At 36.5% G+C, this 17802-nt stretch carries 21 protein-coding genes; 15 read left to right on the top strand and 6 right to left on the bottom strand.

The annotated features are described in order from the left end of the window. Positions 1 to 9 precede the first annotated feature (9 nt). The 5 genes from BUB03_RS14995 (at position 10) to BUB03_RS14975 (ending at position 4995) form a co-directional block, all read left to right on the top strand. A complete protein-coding gene (locus BUB03_RS14995; protein ID WP_040995750.1) occupies positions 10 to 576 on the top strand; it encodes a YceI family protein in 567 nt (188 codons plus the stop codon). A gap of 78 nt (positions 577 to 654) precedes the next feature. Then, on the top strand, positions 655 to 1281 hold the full coding sequence (locus BUB03_RS14990) for a YceI family protein (protein WP_040995752.1): 627 nt from the start codon (positions 655 to 657) through the stop codon (positions 1279 to 1281). A gap of 117 nt (positions 1282 to 1398) precedes the next feature. Beyond that, positions 1399 to 2040: an alpha/beta hydrolase gene (locus BUB03_RS14985; protein ID WP_040995754.1), complete on the top strand. Its 642-nt coding sequence runs from the start codon at positions 1399 to 1401 to the stop codon at positions 2038 to 2040. 106 nt (positions 2041 to 2146) lie between these two features. Continuing rightward, positions 2147 to 3493, top strand: coding sequence for an ammonium transporter (locus BUB03_RS14980; protein WP_073064628.1), 1347 nt, complete (start codon positions 2147 to 2149; stop codon positions 3491 to 3493). A gap of 83 nt (positions 3494 to 3576) precedes the next feature. Then, the gene (locus tag BUB03_RS14975; RefSeq protein WP_073064626.1) at positions 3577 to 4995 is read left to right on the top strand and encodes an L-serine ammonia-lyase; all 1419 of its coding nucleotides are present in this window, start codon (positions 3577 to 3579) and stop codon (positions 4993 to 4995) included. A gap of 142 nt (positions 4996 to 5137) precedes the next feature. Here BUB03_RS14975 and BUB03_RS14970 read toward each other — a convergent pair whose 3' ends face one another. After that, on the bottom strand, positions 5138 to 5980 hold the full coding sequence (locus BUB03_RS14970; protein ID WP_040995759.1) for a prephenate dehydrogenase: 843 nt from the start codon (positions 5978 to 5980) through the stop codon (positions 5138 to 5140). A gap of 279 nt (positions 5981 to 6259) precedes the next feature. Here BUB03_RS14970 and BUB03_RS14965 point away from each other — a divergent pair, with 279 nt between their 5' ends. Both BUB03_RS14965 and BUB03_RS14960 read left to right on the top strand, forming a co-directional pair. Continuing rightward, positions 6260 to 7510 carry a site-specific integrase gene (locus tag BUB03_RS14965; RefSeq protein ID WP_034737359.1) on the top strand — a complete coding sequence of 417 codons (1251 nt, stop codon included), beginning with the start codon at positions 6260 to 6262 and terminating at the stop codon, positions 7508 to 7510. Positions 7511 to 7595: 85 nt separating this feature from the next. Continuing rightward, positions 7596 to 8165 (top strand): hypothetical protein, encoded by a 570-nt coding sequence (locus BUB03_RS14960; RefSeq protein WP_034737427.1) that lies wholly within the window; start codon positions 7596 to 7598, stop codon positions 8163 to 8165. 77 nt (positions 8166 to 8242) lie between these two features. Here BUB03_RS14960 and BUB03_RS14955 read toward each other — a convergent pair whose 3' ends face one another. The 4 genes from BUB03_RS14955 to BUB03_RS14935 form a co-directional block, all read right to left on the bottom strand. After that, positions 8243 to 8524: a helix-turn-helix domain-containing protein gene (locus BUB03_RS14955; RefSeq protein ID WP_034737357.1), complete on the bottom strand. Its 282-nt coding sequence runs from the start codon at positions 8522 to 8524 to the stop codon at positions 8243 to 8245. Then, a complete protein-coding gene (locus tag BUB03_RS14950; RefSeq protein WP_034737355.1) occupies positions 8521 to 8817 on the bottom strand; it encodes a helix-turn-helix domain-containing protein in 297 nt (98 codons plus the stop codon). Before BUB03_RS14950 ends, BUB03_RS14955 begins: the two co-directional genes overlap by 4 nt. A gap of 100 nt (positions 8818 to 8917) precedes the next feature. After that, positions 8918 to 9298: a hypothetical protein gene (locus BUB03_RS14945; RefSeq protein ID WP_052003814.1), complete on the bottom strand. Its 381-nt coding sequence runs from the start codon at positions 9296 to 9298 to the stop codon at positions 8918 to 8920. A 512-nt stretch (positions 9299 to 9810) separates the two neighbouring features. Further along, positions 9811 to 10311 (bottom strand): DUF3408 domain-containing protein, encoded by a 501-nt coding sequence (locus tag BUB03_RS14935; protein WP_052003813.1) that lies wholly within the window; start codon positions 10309 to 10311, stop codon positions 9811 to 9813. Between the two features lie 545 nt (positions 10312 to 10856). Here BUB03_RS14935 and mobA point away from each other — a divergent pair. After that, entirely contained in the window at positions 10857 to 11291 is a 435-nt protein-coding gene (gene mobA, locus BUB03_RS14930; protein WP_034737353.1) for a conjugal transfer protein MobA, read from the top strand. 4 nt (positions 11292 to 11295) lie between these two features. Then, on the top strand, positions 11296 to 12561 hold the full coding sequence (gene mobB / locus BUB03_RS14925) for a conjugal transfer protein MobB (RefSeq protein ID WP_034737351.1): 1266 nt from the start codon (positions 11296 to 11298) through the stop codon (positions 12559 to 12561). A gap of 29 nt (positions 12562 to 12590) precedes the next feature. On the opposite strand, the gene BUB03_RS14920 is transcribed toward mobB, so the two are convergent. After that, a complete protein-coding gene (locus BUB03_RS14920; RefSeq protein WP_034737349.1) occupies positions 12591 to 12908 on the bottom strand; it encodes a MerR family transcriptional regulator in 318 nt (105 codons plus the stop codon). Between the two features lie 102 nt (positions 12909 to 13010). Here BUB03_RS14920 and BUB03_RS14915 point away from each other — a divergent pair, with 102 nt between their 5' ends. Genes BUB03_RS14915 through BUB03_RS14890 form a run of 6 tightly spaced genes read left to right on the top strand, consistent with a single transcriptional unit; the run spans position 13011 to position 17693 of the window. Further along, the gene (locus tag BUB03_RS14915) at positions 13011 to 14078 is read left to right on the top strand and encodes a nuclear transport factor 2 family protein (RefSeq protein ID WP_139258875.1); all 1068 of its coding nucleotides are present in this window, start codon (positions 13011 to 13013) and stop codon (positions 14076 to 14078) included. A gap of 12 nt (positions 14079 to 14090) precedes the next feature. Continuing rightward, positions 14091 to 14744 carry a cysteine hydrolase family protein gene (locus BUB03_RS14910; RefSeq protein WP_034737348.1) on the top strand — a complete coding sequence of 218 codons (654 nt, stop codon included), beginning with the start codon at positions 14091 to 14093 and terminating at the stop codon, positions 14742 to 14744. Positions 14745 to 14782: 38 nt separating this feature from the next. Further along, positions 14783 to 15568, top strand: coding sequence for a helix-turn-helix domain-containing protein (locus BUB03_RS14905; protein ID WP_034737345.1), 786 nt, complete (start codon positions 14783 to 14785; stop codon positions 15566 to 15568). Between the two features lie 47 nt (positions 15569 to 15615). Continuing rightward, on the top strand, positions 15616 to 16011 hold the full coding sequence (locus BUB03_RS14900) for a nuclear transport factor 2 family protein (protein WP_034737343.1): 396 nt from the start codon (positions 15616 to 15618) through the stop codon (positions 16009 to 16011). A gap of 9 nt (positions 16012 to 16020) precedes the next feature. Next, entirely contained in the window at positions 16021 to 16818 is a 798-nt protein-coding gene (locus BUB03_RS14895) for an alpha/beta fold hydrolase (protein WP_034737341.1), read from the top strand. Further along, positions 16815 to 17693, top strand: coding sequence for a carboxymuconolactone decarboxylase family protein (locus BUB03_RS14890; RefSeq protein ID WP_081735623.1), 879 nt, complete (start codon positions 16815 to 16817; stop codon positions 17691 to 17693). Before BUB03_RS14895 ends, BUB03_RS14890 begins: the two co-directional genes overlap by 4 nt. Positions 17694 to 17802 lie beyond the last annotated feature (109 nt).

Below are 17802 nucleotides of genomic sequence, written 5' to 3'. Positions count from 1 at the left end.
CTTATTCAAATGAAAAAAATATTCTTATTAGCAGTTTTAGCTGGTGGCCTTGCATTCGGACAGTCAAAAAAAGTAGTAGCATCTGATGTTCACTGGTGGGGGTACAAAGTAGCAAAATCTGAAGCAAGCTCTCACGACGGGACTGTGAAAGTAAAATCCGGAGACATGATCATGAAAGGAAACAACCTTGTAGGAGGAAACTTTGTTTTAGATATGACTTCTATTACTTCAACTGACCTTACCGGAGAATACCAGCAGAAATTAAACGGACACCTTAAGAACGGTGACTTCTTTGAAGTTGAAAAATTCCCGACTGCTTCTTTCAAGATTACTTCTGTAAAGAAAAACAGCGATAAGATCTATAATTCTTTAGTAACAGGAAACCTTACTGTAAAAGGAAAAACAAACACAATTACTTTCCCTGCAAAAATTGCTTACAGCAAAGGAGTGGTAAGTCTGGTTTCTGATAAATTCTCTTTCGACAGACAGAAATTTGATGTTGCTTACAAGTCAACCATGCAGGATGTTTTTGTGAAAGATGACATCGATATGCTTGTAAAGGTGACTGCTAAATAATTTAATCAAAAAAAGATTGTTAAAAGTGTAGAAGTTCTACACTTTTTTTTATTTTTGTTGAATTGTAAATAAAAAAGAATGAAAAGATTACTATTGTTTGCTATGATGTGTGTAAGCATATCATTTGTTTCTGCACAGAAGAAATTTGATAAGGTTTCCAAAGTGACTTCATCGGAGATCAGGTGGTGGGGATATAAAGTTGTAAAAACTGAGGCTTCTTCGCATTCAGGGACGGTAAAGCTGAAAAGCGGGAAATTCAATTTTGATAAAACTGTTCTTGTGGACGGAGAGTTTATTATAGATATGAGAAGCATGATGGCGGGAGATGTTTCTGATGAAGATCAGATAAAGCTTACCAATGAGCTGAAAAGCACCAACTTTTTTGAAGTGAAAAAATTCCCGATCGCAAAATTCCATCTGACTAAAATTATTCCTCTGGCAAACAGTGAGTACAATTCAACAGTATACGGTGACGTTACCATCAAAGGAGTTAGAAAAACAATTTCTTTCCCTGCAAACGTATATGTAACCCAGTTTACTGTAGTAGTGGAATCTGCGAAATTCTCATTAAACAGAAGAGATTTCAAAGTGTTCTACCAGTCTTCACTGAAAGATTATTTCATCAAGAACGAAATGGACATCCAGTTCAAAGTTTCTACGGAAAAGCTGGATAACGACAACAGAGTTCCTGTAAAGAAAAAGTAAGTAAGATATACTGAAGTAAAATATATTGGACGGTTTTTATAAATCGTCCTTTTTTTATGGAAAGAATCTGATCGAATCATTTTAAATTCTTTATCATGTTTTTCTTAAATTAGTACTATGAAAATTTATGTAGTAAGCGGTCTCGGAGCAGATTTTAAAGTGCTTGAAAGACTGGAATTTCCCGAAAACTGCGAATTGGTTTTTATAGACTGGCTTATCCCTGAAAAAAACGAGCCTTTTCATTCCTATGTAGCAAGAATGGCGGAAAAAGTAGACGATTCCGAACCGTTCTGCCTGTTGGGATATTCATTTGGCGGTATTATGGTGCAGGAAATCAATAAACTGAAACCTGCACAAAAGGTGGTTATCCTGGGAAGCATTAAATCAGATAAGGAAAAATCTAAATTTATAAAGACCGGCGAGATTACAAAGCTTCCGAGGATACTTCCTGTAGGAATGTTTAATGATAAAGCCGCAAATGTCTATTCGGTAGTCAGAAAACTATTTGATCCTAAAAATCCCAGGATCCTCGAATATTTCAGGGTCAGAGATCCTTACTATCTGAAATGGTCTGTAGAAAAGGTTTCCGAATGGAAGTTTGAGGAAACACCGGAGGTTATACAGATATTGGGAGATAAAGACATTGTTTTTCCCATTAAATATTCAAAGCCGGATTACATCATCAAAGGCGGGACTCATCTTTTTCCGGCTACAAAATATAAAGAAGTATCTAAAATATTAAAGGAAGTGTTTGTTTAAAATATATAAATGAATGCTTGTTATGCTTTTTTTAAGGGGTATTTTGTAAAATTATATGTTTTTATAAAATTTATATTTAATTTTGATGGGGTAAAATATAAATTATATGAAAATTGGTTTAAAATGGATCGTTTCATTCTCTGTCATTACCCTTGTGGCATTCGGAGGATTATTCTGGAGTCCTGTAGCAGATCTTCCCAACACAGGAAACTTTCTTAGCGAAAACAAGATCGTAGGAGCAGATGTGGCCTGGATTCTTGCTGCTGCCGGACTTGTATTACTGATGACACCCGGGCTGTCATTTTTTTACGGAGGAATGGTAGGAAAGAAAAATGTAATTTCTACAATGCTCCAAAGTTTTATTGCCCTTGGTGTTATTTCCATTTTATGGGTAGTTGTCGGATTCTCCCTGTCATTTGGTGATTCTTTAGGCTTTGACATTAATGGAGTCCATTACGGAATCATAGGAAACCCGCTGAGTTATCCGTTTTTCAGCCATGTTGGGGCATTACCTCACAAAATGATGGCTTCCACTATTCCTTTCGTCCTTTTTGCCCTTTTTCAGATGAAATTTGCTGTGATTACTCCGGCTCTTATTACAGGTTCCTTTGCCGAGCGGGTACGTTTTATTTCTTATCTGCTGTTCATGGTGCTTTTCAGCTTATTCATTTATACACCGCTCTGTCATATGGTGTGGCATCCCGACGGCCTTTTGAATAAATATTTTGGAGTAAAAGATTTTGCAGGCGGAACGGTTGTCCACATGAGTGCCGGTTTTGCCGCTTTAGCAGGTGCTTTAGTGCTTGGAAACAGGAAAAACCCGCATCATGAGCCTTCCAATATTCCTTATGTCCTTCTTGGAACCGGTATGCTGTGGTTCGGGTGGTTCGGTTTTAATGCAGGTTCTGCCTTAAGTGCAAACGCCTCTGCAGCAACGGCTTTTGGAACAACTACCATTGCTTCTGCCTCTGCCATGATGACCTGGATATTCTTTGACAGGATCAACGGAAGAAGTGTTTCCGCATTGGGAGCTTGCATCGGGGCTGTTGTAGGACTTGTTGCCATTACTCCCGGCTGTGGTTTTGTAAGTATCCCGGAAAGTCTTTTTATAGGATTTGCAACAGCTATTGTTTCTAACCTGATGGTAAACTGGAAAGCTTTAAAGAAGATAGATGATACCCTGGATGTTTTTGCATGCCATGGAGTAGGGGGAATTATGGGAATGATCCTTACCGCTGTTTTTGCCCATGGCGAAAATGCCAGCCTTCTTCATGGGGGTATTGAGGTTTTTGCCCACCATATGGCCGCTTTGGTGCTTGTATCGGTTTTTACGTTTTTTGGTTCCTTGCTTTTGTATAAAATAACCAATGCGATGATTACCCTCAGGGTTTCGGAAGAGTCTGAAGAGAAAGGACTTGATATTTCCCAGCACGAAGAAAGCCTGAAATGGTAAATTAAAAAGAAACCTAATTTCAGACTGATGGTATTAATATTTTATCATGTATCTTTGTTTTCAGTGGAAATGAACAGTGATTTATGGAATCAATATCGGTTTTTGAAATTATTAAAGTAGGAATAGGCCCGTCCAGTTCACATACGATGGGGCCTTGGAATGCTGCGTCAGCATTCATCAGAATTATAAAAAGAGAAAGATCAATTGAAGAGGTAAAGGAAGTTTTCCTTGAATTCTTTGGTTCTTTAGCCAAAACGGGGATCGGGCACGGAACAGATATTGCCGGAATGCTCGGGTTGAACGGCGAAGATTTTACAACCATCAACACCTCAAAAATTGATGAAAAAATAGAGAAAATAAAAAAAGACCAGATCCTTAATCTCGGAGGAGAAAAAGAAATTCCTTTCATTTATGGGCATCATTTGGTTTTAAATATGAATAAATCCCTTGATTTTCATCCTAACGGAATGATTTTTAAGGCTGTTTTTGAAGACGGAACCGAGCTTGTCCAGGACTTTTATTCCGTAGGTGGTGGATTCATCGCCAGTCAGGAAAAAAACTCTATACAGAAGCATTGTGTGCGGACCTTATATCCATGTCATCACGGTTCGGATATTATAAAATACTGTGAAAAGCTAGGTTTTGAAAGATTTTCAGATCTGATCCTTGTCAATGAAGAAAGCTGGAGATCCCAGGAAGAAACGAGAAAGGAAGCTCTGAATATCTGGAGAAATATCAAGGAATGCATCTACAAAGGAGTAAATAAAGAAGGCGTTTTACCTGGAGGTTTAAATGTTACCAGAAGAGCTGCGGGAATCAACAGGAAGCTACTGGGAGATAAGATCTATACCAATATTGATGAATGGTTTCAGCAGGTTGTGGATGCGGAAGAGAATTTCACGAATATCAATAAATGGATTGCCTGTTTTGCACTCGCTGTCAATGAAGAAAATGCCAGCTTCGGAAGGATCATCACAGCACCTACGAATGGCGCCAGCGGAGTAATTCCGGCTGTTTTAATGTATTCACAGGCTTTTACCGAATTCACAAGTGAAGATGATATCGTAAGATTTCTGCTTGTAGCCGGGGAGATTGGAACATTATTCAAGAAAAATGCAACGATTTCTGCTGCAATGGGCGGATGCCAGGCGGAAATAGGAGTTTCTTCAGCGATGGCAGCAGCGGGGCTTACAGAAATTTTAGGAGGAAGCATAGGCCAGGTATTAATGGCGGCGGAAATTGCTATGGAGCACCATCTTGGGCTTACATGCGACCCGATCAGAGGACTTGTACAGATCCCATGCATCGAAAGAAATACAATGGGTGCCATGAAAGCAATCACAGCAGCCAATATTGCCCTTGAAAGTGATCCTGCCAAAGCAAAAGTAACATTGGATGAGGTAATTCAGACGATGTGGGAAACCGCTTTGTCCATGAGTGACCGTTTTAAGGAAACTTCAGAAGGAGGTTTGGCTATAGCAGTAAACGTTCCTGAATGTTAAGAAGCGAAAAGGCTAAATAATAAAAAGCAAAAGGGCAAAACCGGTTAATACAATCGATTTTGCCCTTTTTATTTGAATATTGTAATAATTTAGCGGATCATCAAATCATCGAATCAGCAAATTCGTCTTTTTGCCCAAAAAATTACCTTAAAATTCCCCTGATCCTGTTGGCATTGCTGATCAGCTCTTCAAGATATTCATAGTTTTCCTTTTCCAGTGCAGCCTTGAATTTTCTAAGCTGGGTGATGTGCTCATTCAGAACATCCAGTACGTTTTCTTTGTTTTGTTTAAAGATCGGGACCCACATTTCAGGATGAGATTTGGCAAGACGAACGGTGCTGGAAAAACCGGAACTGGCAAGCTGGAAAATAGTTTCCTCCTCACGTTCTTTTTCCAGAACAGTATTGGCCAGAGCATAGGATGTAATATGGGAAATATGGGAAATATAAGCCGTATGAATGTCATGGTCCTCAGCATTCATGTAGATAAGATGCATATCCAGACTTTCTGCCACTTTTTCGGCTAACTGAAGCGCATCGGCCGCAGATTCTTCCTTATTGCAGATTACCCCGGCCTTTCCGGTAAAACTTTCGGAAACGGCAGATCCGGGACCGTTGTTTTCTGTACCCCACATCGGGTGGAAGGCTACGAACCTTGAACGCTTAGGATGATCTTTCACGGCATTTACAATTCCGGCTTTGGTAGATCCGGCATCCATCACAGTCTGTTTATCGGATATAAGATCCAGCACTCCGGGCAGTAGCTTTCTGGCTGCATCCACAGGAACGGCAATAATAATAAAGTCGGCATTTTTAACGCCGTATTCGAGATCTGTACCTGCATCAATAATATTAAGGCTCAACGCTTCACTGATATGCTGCTGGTTATTATCAATTCCGTAGATGAAATCTGCAATGCCTTTTTCCCTTAACTTTAAAGCCATTGAGCCCCCGATTAACCCTGTACCAATAATACTTATTTTCATCTTTTTAATTTTTTAAAATAAAGTTTCAGTAAAAATACATCAAAGATTAATAACAGGAAAAACGGTTGTAAATAAAGACTTTACAGCCGTTTTATGATTTTTTGGTAATGAGGTAAAAAGCAGTAAAAAGCGAGGTTTAGCAAAAGTAAGGTTACTAAAACGTTACTTTTAAATATTAGAAACAATCGTTTTAAAATACTGTAATTCAGCTTTCTGCATAGTTTTTCATATTGTTCCGTAGCTCGCATAGGTTTAATTTTATCATTAAGAATTGTGAGTATGGAAACGACAAAAAAATCAACGTTTAAGGTTCTTTTCTACCTTAAAAAGAATGCCCCGAAGAAGAACGGGAAAGTTACGCTTATGTGTAGAATTACCGTAAACGGTAATCAGTCTGCATTCAGTACCAAGCTGGATATTTCTGCATCAAATTGGGATTTGAAGTACGGCAGGGTTTTAGGAAAAAGCCGAGAAGCCCAAGATGTTAACGGCAAGCTTGATAAAATCCGTTTGGGTATTGAGGAATGCTATTCCAAAATTCTGAAGAACGAAGGAGCTGTAAACAGTGCTAAACTTAAAAATGCTTTTCTCGGTATGGAAAGCGGAGAAATGACCTTTTTCAAGTTTTATGAACAGTTCTTATCTGACTATGAGAAAAAAGTCAATAACGGACTTAGGGTAAATGGCACACGCAGTAAGTACAAAACACTTTTGAAGCATCTGCGAAATTTTGCACTTACAAAATACGGATATTCTGACTTATCATTCAATGACCTTACATCTAATTTTGTACAGGACTTTGATTACTACCTGCGTGACGAACAAAGCTTGACACATAACACGATTTGGCTGTATATGATTGGCTTTACCACGCTTTGCCGATTGGCAATGAGCAGAAAGCATCTTGCTTTTAATCCGTTCAGCGAGTACAAGAATACCAAAAAGGACAAAGACAGAGGTTATCTGTTGCGGAACGAGTTGGAACAGTTTGTAACGTTCAACTGCGAGAAAAAGAAAGACGAATTGGTCAAAGACCTATTTGTTTTCAGTTGCTTTACAGGTCTTTCCTATTCAGATATGAAAAGACTTAGAAACAGCAATATTCAGGATTTCTTTGACGGTAACCAGTGGATTATCATACGTAGGAAAAAAACAGCCACATCGTCAAACGTGATGCTGTTGGATATTCCCAAAATGATTATCGAAAAATATGCAGGATTTTCAAAAGACGGAAAGGTATTTCCTGTACCATCAAATACAGTCTGTAATGATAGCCTAAAGAGAATATCACAACTGATTGACTGCCTGAAAGAAAAGAAAGTAACCTTTCACTTGGCACGCCATACGTTTGCCACGCTGTTTTTGAGCGAGGGAGTTCCGTTAGAGAGTTTGAGCAAAATGTTAGGGCATAAAAACATTGCCACAACGCAAATTTATGCCAAGATACTCAACGAGAAAGTAGGTAAGGATATGCAAAAAGTATCACACAAATTTAAGAGGATGGAGCAGTCTTTTGTGGCTCAATTATAAAACCCAGTAAAGCAATTTAAAAAAGTCAATGTTATCTACATTGGCTTTTTTTGTACTTTAGCTATTAGAAAAAATGCTTCAAATAATGGCGGATATAAGACAAAAATATATTTCACTAATTCAGAATAGAAGTGAAGAAAATAAAAAAGCATTGACACTTTTATTTTCACAAGGATTATTTGGCAACTGCGTTTCTATATTAAGACAAGAGTTGGACTCTTTTATCAGAGTAATGTATTTAGGTAGAATATCCGATTTCGATGAACGAGAAAGAATGATGAACCAGACTTTGTCAGGAGAGAAATGGACAGTTTTAACATCAAATAACAAATGGAAACAAATCACAGATAAAGATATGGTTGAGAAGGCAAATGAATTTTATGGGTATATTCAATATGTATATAAATTTGGTTGTGCTTCCATTCATTTGTCAGATTTCCACAACTACACGGCTCAAAACCCCTTTGAAAAACTCAATGATACGGAGAAATATGATATAAAAAACTATCTTAATACATATCATAATTATCCTATTGAAAAGGAATTGACTGTTGAAAATATATCAGACTATATTCCTAATGTCTTTGAAAAAATTTCATCAAATTTGACTTGCTATTTTAGTAGTATATTAAATAATAGAATGATAGAAATGTAATAATACCAAAGCCCACTGCCTAAAGCAGTGGGCTGTTTCTTTAATTGACCGATACGCTTACAATTTCACACAATCAGCTAACTCTGGTAGTTATCTTCCAACACCTTGATAATATCGCTTTCACGGAAAAGGATTTTTCGTTCGAGCTTGATAAAAGGTATCAGTCCGTCATCACGATACTGTTGCAACGTCCGTTTGCTAATGTGGAGCATCTCGCAAACCTGTTCGCCTGACAGATAGATTTCCCCTTTCAAAAGTGGGTGGAAATATTCTCTGATATACAGCAGTTCATTTTTGATGCCTACCACAGCTTCGAGCAAAGCAAGCATATCCTCGTTTGAATTTCCAATCTGTTTCATTTCTTTTGCTTTTTTAACGGTCGCTCTCCCTGCATAAATAATTCCACTTCGGATAATCTGAAATATGTTTTCCGATTGATTTGCGTTGCTCCAAGAATGCCCTTTGCCCTGTATGTCTGCAAAGTTCTTTTGCTAATGTTCAGTAGTTGACAGGCTTCCTGTTGGTCGAGCCATTTTGTTGCCTGTTGCAATGCTTTGTAGGGTGCGGTCATTTCCGCAATTAGATTGGAAACTTCCTTTACTTCCCTATGCAATGCTTTTAAAATCTGAATGTCTAAAACTGTTATTTCCATATCTGAATCATTTAAACCTCGAAAATAAAAGCTATTTACATAGGTCGTTCCAATGTTGCCGTCAGAGGTAGCGTTTGGCGTTCAGATGTAAAATACTCGGCTACAATCCCAACTTTGGCTTATTGTTTTTCTGGAGAGCTTGTTGCGGTTTGATTGCGTTGTCTGTCTTCAAGGCATGCTTATTGTTTTTCTGTACAATCTGACTTTTTTCATCGTTTTTGAAATCCGAAAGCATAATCGTTTTTGTTGCACCTATTATACTTTCAGGTTCGGTAGTCTGTTTTTGTTGTTCAACACGCTTGCCACCGAACAGCTTGTCCAGACCTAAGCCCTTTGTATCTTTGAATTGACGTTTAAAGTTGGTAATGAAATTGGAAATCGGGTCGCTATGCTTATCGACCTGCATCAAAGGAGTGTTCTTTTTCTTCTCGGATAGCTCGTTTTCTTTACGCTCTTTTTCGGTAATTGTTTTTTGTGCCATAGGTTCAAAATTTCCCACAATTTAGAACACAAGAGAATGTATTATTTTCATTTGGCATTACGTGGCAGTATTTGGCTTCTGTTGGCACAAATAGGAATGGAAATTAATCCTTAAAACACTTTAAATTTTCCTCGCAAAGCCCTCACTCGTTTAAAGAGTTTTGTACGGATAAAGGAAAGCATACCAAAAACAACCTGTCCTTAACCTTTACGTGTTTTTTGTATCCTTTCTTTGATTGGAATGGATTAAAAAATGAACAAAAAGGTAGCAAATGTAAGTCGGACAGCCACCGCACCACCCAACCAAAAGACTACGGCATAATGGCAGTGCAAATATGGTGGCTTCGCCCAGTTGTTGTGTGATTGCCCTGCCACCCTTCGGGATTTATTCCGTTTCCTTTTGGTTTTCCGCTTGTCCGACTTGATTGAATGGCTTTCTTTTTTTTCTGTTTTTTTGTTTTGAAAAATAATTTTAAGAGGGAGCAACGCACCACGCCCGAGACCGCACCACAATCAAAACAACGGTTTGTGCTTATCGTTGTAGATTTCGCTAATCAAATCCGCGAACTCCTGAAAGTGGTATTCGATAATGTTGTCCAGATAGGCATAAATTGTCAACTTGTCGATACCCATAATACTTGTCAGCTTGTTAAATGTTTCGTGGTGTTCCTGCCGTACATAGACCGATTTCCCCCTACTTGCAGTACTGTTCGGAATTTTAAAGAACTGTCCGCAGTAGTCCTGTTTGGTCAGCTTCTTTGGCTTGGAGGTACTTTTTTTCGTGCTGTTCGCTGACGGTTTAGTTTGTTCCATTTCTGTTGCTATTTTCTCGGGTTCTTCCCCTGCCATTACACGCATAATAGCTTCCTCATCTACTTCGGGTTTGGCAAAGTCTTCCCGATGTGTTGCTCCTTGTTGTTCCGTCAAAGGTTGTTTCTTTTCATCAGTTAGGAAATTTTCAATAGAAAAATCCTCTTTTTCGGGTTGCTGATTTTTGTTTTCTTCGTGTATCATATCTCTAAATTTTAATATTATATCCAATTAGCTGTTTGGCTAGCTAAGCAGTCAGTTGTATGTACGATTGCACCTATATAACAACCTATCTACCTATGCACCTGCATACCCTTAATTAGCTGTTTCGTTAACTGAAAAGTGTATAATTCGTCTGCATTCAATCACGCAGATTTGCTGTCGGGATTTATGCTGTTCAGTTATTTAATTAGGGCATAACCAATCAGCCAGCTAACCAGTTACAAAGGAAATAAAAGCAATTCCAATCCTCATAAAGGTGGTACTATTTGGCGTTTATTGGCTTTGTTTGGCGTGATTGTAAGTCGTTGTTATTCAGATGGTCTTATCGAACTTTGTAACGAAAGCGATTAGCTTTTTCAGCTAACTCCAATCCGTTTGCAAAACGGATTTTTCTGAACTCCTGTTCAGAGCAAGTTATCTCTTGAGGTCCTCGAAATAAATTTCAGCATCTCAAGAGCACTTGCCCTTGCAGGGGCTGGAAACGGCTCCGAAGTCGCTCGTTTATGTAAAATTAAAATTAGATTATTATGGAAGAGAAAAACAGAAAACAGATTATGAAATCAGGAAGAAAACCAAAGATTGACCCTGCGGTTCATCGGTATTCCATCAACCTGAATGCGGAGGACAATGCGAAATTTCTTGCCCTCTTTGACCAGTCAGAAATGAAAGTAATTGCTCATTTTATTACGGCTTGCATCTTTCAGAAGACAGTAAAGATCGTTAAAATTGATATGGATGCAATAGAATATCACGAAAAGCTGACCCGATTTTTTAGTCAGTTCCGAGCAATCGGAACAAATTATAATCAGATTGTGAAGATATTGTACCGCAATTTTTCAGAGAAAAAAGCAGGAATGTACCTTTTTAAATTGGAAAAAGAAACCATCGAATTGGTACAAGTTACTAAAGAAGTTATCCGTTTGACACAGGAATTTGAAGAGAAGTATTTGAAAAAAGAGTAAAGTTATGATTGCAAAAATCGGAAAGGGAAGCAATATGTACGGAGCGATTTTGTACAATCAACAAAAAGTAGATAAGGAAAATGGAGCGGTTCTGTTGCTAAACAAGATACCCGATACGGTGGACGGTAAATATTCTGTAGCCTATTTTAATAAATGCTTTGAGCCGTATTTATCGGCAAATATCAAAACGGAAAAGACAGTAAGGCATATTTCACTGAACCCAGATCCTTCGGATAAGGTCAGCGATGAACAGTTTACCGAAATGGCTCAGGAGTATATGGAGCGTATGGGCTACGGCAATCAACCTTACATAGTTTTCAAGCATACGGACATTGACCGCACACATATCCATATCGTCTCGACCTGCGTGGGCATTGACGGCAAGAAAATTTCCGATGATTACGACCATTCACGCTCAATGACTATTTGTCGGGATTTGGAAACAAAACACAATCTGCAAAAGGCTACCGACCAGGAGCAGAAACAAACGAATAAAGTTTTCAAGCCTGTAAATCATAAAAATGGCGACATCAAAAGCCAGATTGCTTCGGTAATACGGCATCTACCAAAGTATTATACTTTTTCAACTTTGGGTAGTTACAATGCTTTACTATCACTTTTCAATATCACTGCGGAGGAAGTCAAGGGCGAGCGGAACGGACAACCTGTAAACGGGTTGGTGTATGTGGCATTGGACGAGAACGGAAATAAGGCAAGTAATCCGTTTAAAGCATCGCTTTTCGGGAAAGATACAGGCGTTGCACAACTGCAAAAACACTTTAAGCAGTCCAAAGAGAAAATGAAAACCACGCCTGTAAGGTCTGTTCTGAAAAATATGGTGGAGCTTGCCATACATACCACAAGCAACGAAACAGATTTTAAAAAGCAGTTGACCGAGCAGGGTATTAATGCAGTTGTAAGACGTAATAGTGAAGGACGAATTTACGGTATGACCTTTATTGACCACGAAAGTCGAACCGTTTGGAACGGCTCACAATTAGACAGAAACCTTTCAGCTAATGTATTCAATGATTGGTGGAATAACGGAAATAAACCCGAATTGAAAATACAGGATAACTCTGTTTCCAAAACAAACCCTATGGATAACCTGCCGACAAAAGACCTATTTGAATTTATCTCACAGGAACATTCACCTAATTCTGATTTAGGATTATTCAGCCTGTTACCTGATGCACAAGGCGAGGACTACGAAGAAGAGCAGTTTGCCAATCGGATGAAGAAAAAGACCAAGAAAGGCAGGAGATTGTAAAATATTTATTTTCAAAAACTATATGTGAATTACTTGTTTTTAAGCTTATTTAAGGTTTCTTCAATCATCTCCATACGTTTTTTTACTTTTTCCGCAGAAGCATCTAAAGTATAGCCTTCTTCCATTAGTTCTTTTATGAGCAACATTTTTTTGATGTTCTCGTAATTATATCGTCTGTTTTTACCTTCTTCTTCGGTTAGGCTTTCTATGATTCCTTTCTCTTCCCAATAACGTATTTGCCTTGTCGGAATGCCTGTTATTTGGGCAACTTCCCCAATTCCAACAACTAATTTATCTAAAAAATCAAAGTCAAAAGACAAGTCTTTACTATTTTCTGATTTGCTCATTTTGTAAATTATTTACAATTAATGTTGCAAATATAAAATATTCGTCTTTATTTTGCAATTGTAAATTATTTACAATTATTGGTAATTAAAAACAATAAAAGCATGAAAAAGACAGTTTTAATTTTATCGGTAGTATTAACCGCACTAACAATTTCTATGATGACAACAAAAGTGAATGCACAAAAGACTGACTTGAAAATCGTTTCATTGACAGAAACACAAGTCTATTTAGATGAGTTTAAAAAGTTCGTTGAAGTTCCTAAAGAGTATCTTTTTCATTCCGTTAGTAAAGTGAAAGCAGATAATATTTCAGCTTATTTGTTCCGTTTTGAAAAACAGGAAAACAAAGGTTTAGGTGGGGAATATTTTTCGTTTTTAATTTCAGAAGACAAGCAAATTTTAGGTTTTACGAATATGAATAAAAAGTATTCGGATACAAAAATGATTTCCAAAGCTGAAACTGAAAAAATTGCTAAAGAATTTCTTCTAAAAATGGATAAATCATTGGCAAATGATTTGAAAAATCTTTGGATAGAACGACACGACGAAGAAATTTTGGTTAATGGTCAAAAAACTGTTTTGGCAGGAATGAAATACAAATGTTATCGTCCTTCCCAAAAAGATTATGCTTGGGTAATTGTCGGATTTGATGGCTCGGTAATGACTTTTGAACGCAAAATAAAATGGAATAATAGCGAACAGAAACGAATTACAGAAAAATGGCTTCACGATAGTTGGCTGAAAGAACAAAAAATATGGGTTCAGTCAGAAGAAGAAATTCTAAAAAATATGGTAAAAAAAACCTTTGTAAACGGTGCTTTGAATGAATTGAATACAGAAGCAATGCGACAAGGTTTTCATCCTGATTTTGCCATTTTGATAGCGAAAGACGATAAGCTGAACCGTTTGTTTCTGAATGATTGGATAAATGTTGTAGAGCAATACAAAAATTCGGAAGAACAAGTTAATTCGGGTGTTCGGAATTTGGAATACACGATAAAAGTTTTAGAAATTACAAGAAAAACAGCGGTTGTAAAAACCGAATTTTTCAGAAACAAAGAAATTGTCATTACCGATTATCTTTCATTTATCAAATTTCCTGATGGTTGGAAAGCTGTTGGAAAAATCTCGCACGAACATATTCCTAATCCATTAAATCTAAAATTTTAAAAGCGAAAAATTATGAGAACATCAATTTTAATCTTCCTGACATTTTTAAGTATGAACATTCTACAAGCACAAACAAAAGAAAAATCGGCACTTATTCTGATTGAAACCCAAAACGAATGGATGCACATAGACGGAAAATTGAGAAAATTATTGGTAAAAGACGAAAAAATAATGCTCAATTCGATTACTAATATTGAAAAAGCTGTTGCGTTTGCTCGAAAAAACGGTATTCCTGTCATTCACGTAGGATTGCGTTTTGAGAAAGGTTATCCCGAGTTAGCCAACGGAAAAAGTGGCTTACGAAAAGCAATTCCGAATGCCGGAACTTTTCCGATAAACGAATTTGGTTCGCAATTTTATGAAACCGTGAAACCAATTGAGGGCGAATTTGTGGTTACAGGTCGTGTCGGTGCAAGTGGTTTTACAGGCTCAAATTTGGATGCTTATTTGAGAAACAACAAAATAGAAAATATTTATTTGGTTGGATACGCTACACACGTTTGCGTGGAAAGTACGTTGCGTGACGGACACGAAAGAAGTTACAATACGTATGTAATTTCAGATGCGACTTCTGCTTTTAATCAAACGCAACAATCGTACTTTTTAAGTGAGATTATTCATCATTTTGGCGAACATTTGACAACGAAAGAGTTTGTCGGAGAATAAAGATTTAAAAATGACATTGTAATTTATTATATTTTAATATGAAAGTTTATTCCATAAAAGACATTATTCCAGAAGTAAAACAATTCACCCAATATTATGTTGGAGTTTTTGAAGACACACCTGACCCTGAAATTGAATGGCCTCACAGACACGCTTTTTATTCGTTGGTTTGGTTTACTAAAGGAAGCGGAATAAACGTAATTGATTTTGACGAGCACGAAATTTTGCCAAATAGAATTTTCGCAATCAATCCGAAACAGGTACACAATTGGAATTATTCTTCTGATAGTTGCGGATACACTTTACTTATTGATGAACCATTTGCGAAACACTTAAATATTGATTTTTCATTTCCGTTCGTTGACTTGCAAAAAGACGACTTGCAATTTATTGAAGAAATTTTTAAACGAATGTTGTCAGGAAAAAATCAACTAACAGCAATTCCTTATTTATTTTCACTTTTGAACAATTCAAGAGCATCAAGAATAAATAACACGATTACAAAATTTAAAAAATTGGTCAGTGAAAATTTAGATAAAAACCTCACAATCGAACAATATGCCGAAAAAATAGGGGTTACTATTGAAATTTTCAATCAGACTTGCAAAGCTGAAACTGGATTTACTGCAAAGCAACTTCAATTAGATGTAAAAATCACCGAAGCAAAAAGATTATTGTTATACTCTTCTTTAAACTCAAGTGAAATTGCTTTTAAATTGGGATTTGAAGATAATTCCTATTTTTCACGAATTTTCAAAAAGAAAACCGATTTTTCTCCTGCCGAGTTTCGGGAAAAGTACCACAAAAACGAAAAGAAGTCCTAACACTGTCCCTCAATGTTGTTGTTCCTTTGCTTAAAAATTAAAAAGGAATGAAAAAAACAAACATTGAAATTATCAAAACCTACTTTGACCACTTTCTTAAAGGCGACAAAGAAAAAGTATTTGAAATGTTGAGCAATGAAGTTGTTTGGTCTGTAAAAGGTTCAGATAACGTTCCAACCGTTGGTCAAAGAAAAGGTATCGAAGAAATTAATTCGTTTATTGAAAATTTTCAGGCAAATTTTCAGCCCAAAGATTTTAATATTCTCTATTATTTTGAGCAAGAAAACAAAGTATTTGCAATAGGAAACTTTACCCATTTTGTGATTCCGACACAACGAGAAATTTCCAGTGATTTTATGATAGAGTTCGTTGTTGAAGATGGTAAAATATGTAGTTACAAAATTTTAGAAGACTCTTATGCACTTTATTTAGCTTTCAAATAATCAAATCATATGCCTCATATTACACTTAACAAAACAGAATATCACTATCAACAATCAGGAAAAGGAAACCCTGTGATATTTGCCCACGGGCTTTTTGTAGATAATACCATTTTCAAATATCAGATAGAAGAACTCAATAAAAAATTCACTTGTTATTCCTTTGATATGCCTGCCCACGGAAAGTCAACTTATGATGAAAATGGTTGGTCATTAGATGATATAGTAGAAGATTTTCGATTATTCATACTTAAAAAGAATCTGCATAGCGTGATATTGATTGGTCAATCTCAAGGAGGAATGGTTTTTATGCGTTTAGCATTTAAATATCCCGAATTAGTGTCTAAATTAATTCTCATAGGAACAAGTGCCAGAGCAGAATATACACATAGAATTCCTTTTTGGCAAGATATGGTTATTACATTCAGAAACGGGAATGTAATAGATTTTAAAAACCGAATGGAATTGATTCAGAAAAATATTGTTTCAAATCATTTTATCAAACATTTCCCTTTAGATAAAGCAGAAGAATTAGCAATAATGCAGAGACAAAATCCCGTTGCTATGGCTCTTGCTACTGAAACCGCCGTTTTAAACAGAACTAATGTATCGGCATTGCTTCCTAATATTTTATGCCCTACACTCATCTTATGCGGACAAGATGATACTGCAACCCCACTGGAAGTATCTACAGAAATCAAGAAAAATATTAAACATAGTGAAATGTTTATAATTCCGAATGCTGCACATCATATCCCTTTAGAAAATCCTAAAGAATTAAACCGTCTAATAATTAATTTTTTGAAATGAAACACATCTTTATCTCCATATTACTATTAGGCTTTAGTATAGAAGTATTTTGTCAAACCGAAATAACAAATAAAATGCAATCAAACAGATATGAGCGAGGTTGGAAAAAACTCAAGGAAATTGATGGAGAAGCAGGTGAAAAAGTAATTGAAAGCCTGAAAGATATTTCTCCTGAATTAGGAATATATATTATTGAATACGCTTTCGGAGATATTTATGCCAGAGAAGGATTGGATTTAAAATCCAAAGAAATAGCAGTTGTGGCTTCATTAATAGCAATGGGAAATGCCAAACCTCAATTAAAAGTCCACATCAACGGAGCTTTAAATACAGGAAGTTCCATCAACGAATTGAAAGAAGTCATTTTGCAAATGTCAGTATATTCTGGCTTTCCGAGTGCCATTAACGGAATGAATGCTTTGAAAGAAGTATTGGAAGAAAGACAAAAGCAAGGAATAAAAGATGAAATCGGAAAATCGGCAACCATTTCTAACCAAACAGACAGATTAAAATTAGGAGAAAAAGAATTATCAAAATTGGATAGTTCACAAGTAGAGAGATTGAAAAATACTTACAATGAGTTTTCGCCCGAATTAGTAAAATTCATATTGGAATACGGTTATGCAGACATTTTTTCAAGAGACAATTTAAGTGAGAAATATCGCCAAATTGCAACAATTTCAGCACTTGCAGCTTTAGGGACTGCAGAACCACAACTAAAATTCCACATCAACGCAGGTTTAAATATTGGACTTACCGAAACAGAAATAAAAGAAATAATGCTTTTGATGACAGTATATTCAGGCTTTCCATCAGCAATTAACGGTACAAATATTCTGAAAGAGGTGATTTTAGAAAGAAGTATCAACAGGTAAAACTATATTTTTTTTCACTATCAAACGGATAAACACACAAATGAGTAATATTCCTTCATAAAACATTGTTTTTCAATATGTTTTTATAAGAATACAAAAACTCACCTCT

The sequence above is a fragment of the Chryseobacterium oranimense genome (assembly GCF_900129755.1).
Lineage (GTDB): Bacteria > Bacteroidota > Bacteroidia > Flavobacteriales > Weeksellaceae > Chryseobacterium > Chryseobacterium oranimense.
This window is presented reverse-complemented; position numbering and strand designations above follow the sequence as displayed.

Bases quoted from the DNA above. Each gene is read 5' to 3' on its own strand.
- mobA (WP_034737353.1), top strand. From the start codon at position 10,857: ATGGAAGAGAAAAACAGAAAACAGATTATGAAATCAGGAAGAAAACCA.
- BUB03_RS14985 (WP_040995754.1), top strand. From the start codon at position 1,399: ATGAAAATTTATGTAGTAAGCGGTCTCGGAGCAGATTTTAAAGTGCTT.
- BUB03_RS14990 (WP_040995752.1), top strand. From the start codon at position 655: ATGAAAAGATTACTATTGTTTGCTATGATGTGTGTAAGCATATCATTT.
- BUB03_RS14995 (WP_040995750.1), top strand. From the start codon at position 10: ATGAAAAAAATATTCTTATTAGCAGTTTTAGCTGGTGGCCTTGCATTC.
- BUB03_RS14910 (WP_034737348.1), top strand. From the start codon at position 14,091: ATGAGAACATCAATTTTAATCTTCCTGACATTTTTAAGTATGAACATT.
- BUB03_RS14895 (WP_034737341.1), top strand. From the start codon at position 16,021: ATGCCTCATATTACACTTAACAAAACAGAATATCACTATCAACAATCA.
- BUB03_RS14935 (WP_052003813.1), bottom strand. From the start codon at position 10,311: ATGATACACGAAGAAAACAAAAATCAGCAACCCGAAAAAGAGGATTTT.
- BUB03_RS14905 (WP_034737345.1), top strand. From the start codon at position 14,783: ATGAAAGTTTATTCCATAAAAGACATTATTCCAGAAGTAAAACAATTC.
- BUB03_RS14945 (WP_052003814.1), bottom strand. From the start codon at position 9,298: ATGGCACAAAAAACAATTACCGAAAAAGAGCGTAAAGAAAACGAGCTA.
- BUB03_RS14890 (WP_081735623.1), top strand. From the start codon at position 16,815: ATGAAACACATCTTTATCTCCATATTACTATTAGGCTTTAGTATAGAA.
- BUB03_RS14915 (WP_139258875.1), top strand. From the start codon at position 13,011: ATGAAAAAGACAGTTTTAATTTTATCGGTAGTATTAACCGCACTAACA.
- BUB03_RS14920 (WP_034737349.1), bottom strand. From the start codon at position 12,908: ATGAGCAAATCAGAAAATAGTAAAGACTTGTCTTTTGACTTTGATTTT.
- mobB (WP_034737351.1), top strand. From the start codon at position 11,296: ATGATTGCAAAAATCGGAAAGGGAAGCAATATGTACGGAGCGATTTTG.
- BUB03_RS14960 (WP_034737427.1), top strand. From the start codon at position 7,596: ATGGCGGATATAAGACAAAAATATATTTCACTAATTCAGAATAGAAGT.
- BUB03_RS14950 (WP_034737355.1), bottom strand. From the start codon at position 8,817: ATGGAAATAACAGTTTTAGACATTCAGATTTTAAAAGCATTGCATAGG.
- BUB03_RS14970 (WP_040995759.1), bottom strand. From the start codon at position 5,980: ATGAAAATAAGTATTATTGGTACAGGGTTAATCGGGGGCTCAATGGCT.
- BUB03_RS14975 (WP_073064626.1), top strand. From the start codon at position 3,577: ATGGAATCAATATCGGTTTTTGAAATTATTAAAGTAGGAATAGGCCCG.
- BUB03_RS14980 (WP_073064628.1), top strand. From the start codon at position 2,147: ATGAAAATTGGTTTAAAATGGATCGTTTCATTCTCTGTCATTACCCTT.
- BUB03_RS14955 (WP_034737357.1), bottom strand. From the start codon at position 8,524: ATGAAACAGATTGGAAATTCAAACGAGGATATGCTTGCTTTGCTCGAA.
- BUB03_RS14965 (WP_034737359.1), top strand. From the start codon at position 6,260: ATGGAAACGACAAAAAAATCAACGTTTAAGGTTCTTTTCTACCTTAAA.
- BUB03_RS14900 (WP_034737343.1), top strand. From the start codon at position 15,616: ATGAAAAAAACAAACATTGAAATTATCAAAACCTACTTTGACCACTTT.